This is a genomic window from Streptomyces sp. WMMB 714, assembly GCF_900090125.1.
GTDB lineage: Bacteria > Actinomycetota > Actinomycetes > Streptomycetales > Streptomycetaceae > Streptomyces > Streptomyces daqingensis.
Genome location: NZ_FMHJ01000029.1, coordinates 1 through 2,995, shown reverse-complemented (window position 1 = coordinate 2,995; position 2,995 = coordinate 1). Strand labels below are relative to the sequence as shown.

The following is a 2,995-nucleotide window of genomic DNA, read 5'->3' as shown; positions in this document are numbered from 1 at the left end:
GTGCGGGCGTTGTTCGACAGTCCGACTCCGGCGGGTCTGGTGCGTGCTCTGGAGGGTGCGGCCGCGGCGCGTACGCCGCTGCGTCCGGCCGAACGTCCCGCGCAGATCCCGCTGTCACCCGCGCAGTGGCGCCTGTGGTTCCTCAACCAGATGGAGGGGCCCAGTCCCACCTACAACATCCCCTACGCCCTGCGGCTGTCGGGACGCCTCGACGAGGACGCGCTGCGCGCCGCCCTGGACGACGTGGTCGCCCGGCACGAGAGCCTGCGCACCCTCTTCCCCGACGAGGGAGGAGACCCGCGCCAGCACATCGTGCCCGCCGACCGGGCCCGCGTCACGGTGACGGCCGTGCACACGACGGAGGACGGCCTCGCCGCCGCCCTCACCGCGGCGGGACGCGAGGGATTCGACCTGGCCGCCGAACTGCCCCTTCGCGTCCACCTGTTGCGCACCGGCGCCACCGAGTGCGTGCTGCTGCTGAACCTGCACCACATCGCGGGCGACGGCTGGTCCATGGCCCCGCTCGCCCGTGACCTGATGACGGCCTACGAGGCGCGGTGCGCGGGAGGAGCGCCCGAGTGGGCGCCGCTGCCCGTGCAGTACGCCGACTACGCCCTCTGGCAGCGGGAGCTGCTCGGGCACGAGTCCGACCCGGGCAGCGAACTCTCCCGCCAGCTCGGACACTGGCGCGAACGCCTCGCCGAGCTGCCCGCCGAGATCGCGCTGCCCACCGACCGCCCCCGTCCGCCCGTGGCGGGCTACGACGGAGCCCTCGTCCGCTTCCGCGTGAGCGAGGAGCTCCACGCCGGCCTGGCCTCGCTGGCGCGCGAGTCGTCGGCGACGCTGTTCATGGTGGTGCAGGCGGGCCTGGCCGCGCTGCTGTCGCGGCTGGGCGCGGGCCCGGACGTCGCGGTGGGGTCGCCCGTGGCGGGGCGTACCGATGAGGCGCTGGACGATCTCGTCGGCTTCTTCGTGAACACGCTGGTGCTGCGCACGGACGTCTCGGGCGACCCGTCGTTCCGGGAGCTGCTGGGGCGGGTGCGCGAGAGCGACCTGGCGGCGTACGCCCATCAGGACGTGCCGTTCGAGCGTCTGGTGGAGGTGCTGAACCCGCAGCGCTCACTGTCCCGGAACCCGCTGGTGCAGGTGATGCTCGCCCTGCAGAACATGCCGCGTACCGAGACGGCCCTGCCCGGACTCCGGGTGCGTCCCGAACCGCTCGACGTCGGCATCTCCAAGTTCGACCTCTCCTTCCACCTGCGCGAGAGCCTCGGAGCGGACGGCACGGAGGGCGGCATCGACGGAGTCCTGGAGTACAGCACCGACCTGTTCGACCACGCCACTGTCCGCGCCCTCGCCGACCGCCTCGTCGCGGTGCTGCGGCAGGCCGTCGCGGACCCGGACCGGCCCGTCGGCGCCGTCGACCTGCTCAGCCCGGCCGAGTACAGCCGCCTTGAGCAGTGGAACGACACGGCGGCCGGGCCCGTCGACGCCACGCTGCCGGAGCTGCTGGAGGCCCAGACCGCCCGCACACCCGACGCGGTCGCCGTACGGCACGCGGGCACCGACACCCGCTACGCCGAACTCAACGCCAGGGCCAACCAGTTGGCCCGCCACCTGGTGGACGCCGGCGTCGGCGGCGAGGACCTCGTCGGCATCGCGATGCCGCGCACCCCGGAACTCCTCGTGGCCGTATGGGCCGTGCTCAAGGCCGGCGCCGCCTACGTGCCGCTGGACCTCGACTACCCGGCCCAGCGGCTCACGCTGATGCTCGACGACGCCGCACCGGCGTACGTCCTGACGACCCGCGACGGCGCTGCCCGGCTTCCCGACGCGGCCCGCCGCATCACCCTCGACGACCCCGGCGTGCGCGAGGCCGTCGCGGCGTACCCCGACGGCGACCTCGGCGACGGCGAACGCGTACGGCCGCTCACCCCGGACAACGCCGCGTACGCGATCTTCACGTCCGGCTCGACCGGGCGCCCCAAGGCCGTCGTCGTCCCGCAGCGCAACGTGGCCGACCTGGCCGCCTGGGCGGAAGGCGAGTTCGGCGCCGACGGCCTGGCAGCCGTCACCGCCACGACCTCCCTCAGCTTCGACGTGTCCGTCTTCGAGCTCTTCTCGCCGCTGCTCTGCGGCGGCCGCGTCGACCTCGAGGACGACGTCCTCGCGCTGGCCGGCGGCGACGCCTCCCGCGTCTCCGGCATGCTCAGCACCGTCCCGTCCGCCATGGCGGCCCTGCTCGCCGACCCCGAACTACCGCTGCGCCCGCACACGTTGCTGTACGCGGGCGAGGCGCTGACGGCGGGTCTGGTGCGGGACACCCGTGCGGCCCTGCCCGGCTGCCGCGTCCTCAACGTCTACGGGCCCACCGAGGCCACCGTCTACGCGACGATGGCCGAACCGTCGCCCGACGATCCGGCGCAGCCCGCGATCGGCAACCCCCTGCGCAACGTCACCGCGCACATCCTGGACGCCAACCTGCGGCCGCTGCCCCCGGGTTCACCGGGAGAGCTCTACCTCGCGGGCGAACTCCACCTGGCCCGCGGCTACCTGAACCGCCCGGGACTCACAGCGGAGCGCTTCGTGGCGAGCCCGTTCGGGCCGCCCGGCAGCCGCATGTACCGCACCGGCGACCTGGCCCGGCAGAGGGCCGACGGATCCGTCGAGTACCTCGGCCGCTCAGACGACCAGGTCAAGATCCGCGGATTCCGCATCGAGCCCCGGGAGATCGAGACCGCGCTCACCGCGCTGCCCACCGTCCGCGAATGCCTCGTCACCTCGCTCCGCGACCACGAAGGCGAACAGCGCCTGGCCGCCTACGTGGTGCCCGCCTCGTCCGGCGGAGTCACGGCGGACGAGCTGCGCGACGTCGCCGTCGACGCGCTGCCGGGGCACCTCGTGCCGTCGGCGTTCGTGGTGCTGGAGCGGTTGCCGTTGACGGTGAACGGGAAGTTGGACCGGGCTGCTTTGCCGGTGCCGGAGTTCTCGGGTG

Annotated in this window: 1 protein-coding gene; it reads left to right on the top strand. The window is 73.7% G+C overall.

Features of this window, described 5'->3' with window-relative positions; genetic code table 11:
- Positions 1-39: 39 nt before the first annotated feature.
- The coding region (locus H181DRAFT_RS28170) for a non-ribosomal peptide synthetase (protein ID WP_158715471.1) at positions 40-2,995 on the top strand (2,956 nt) is incomplete at its 3' end.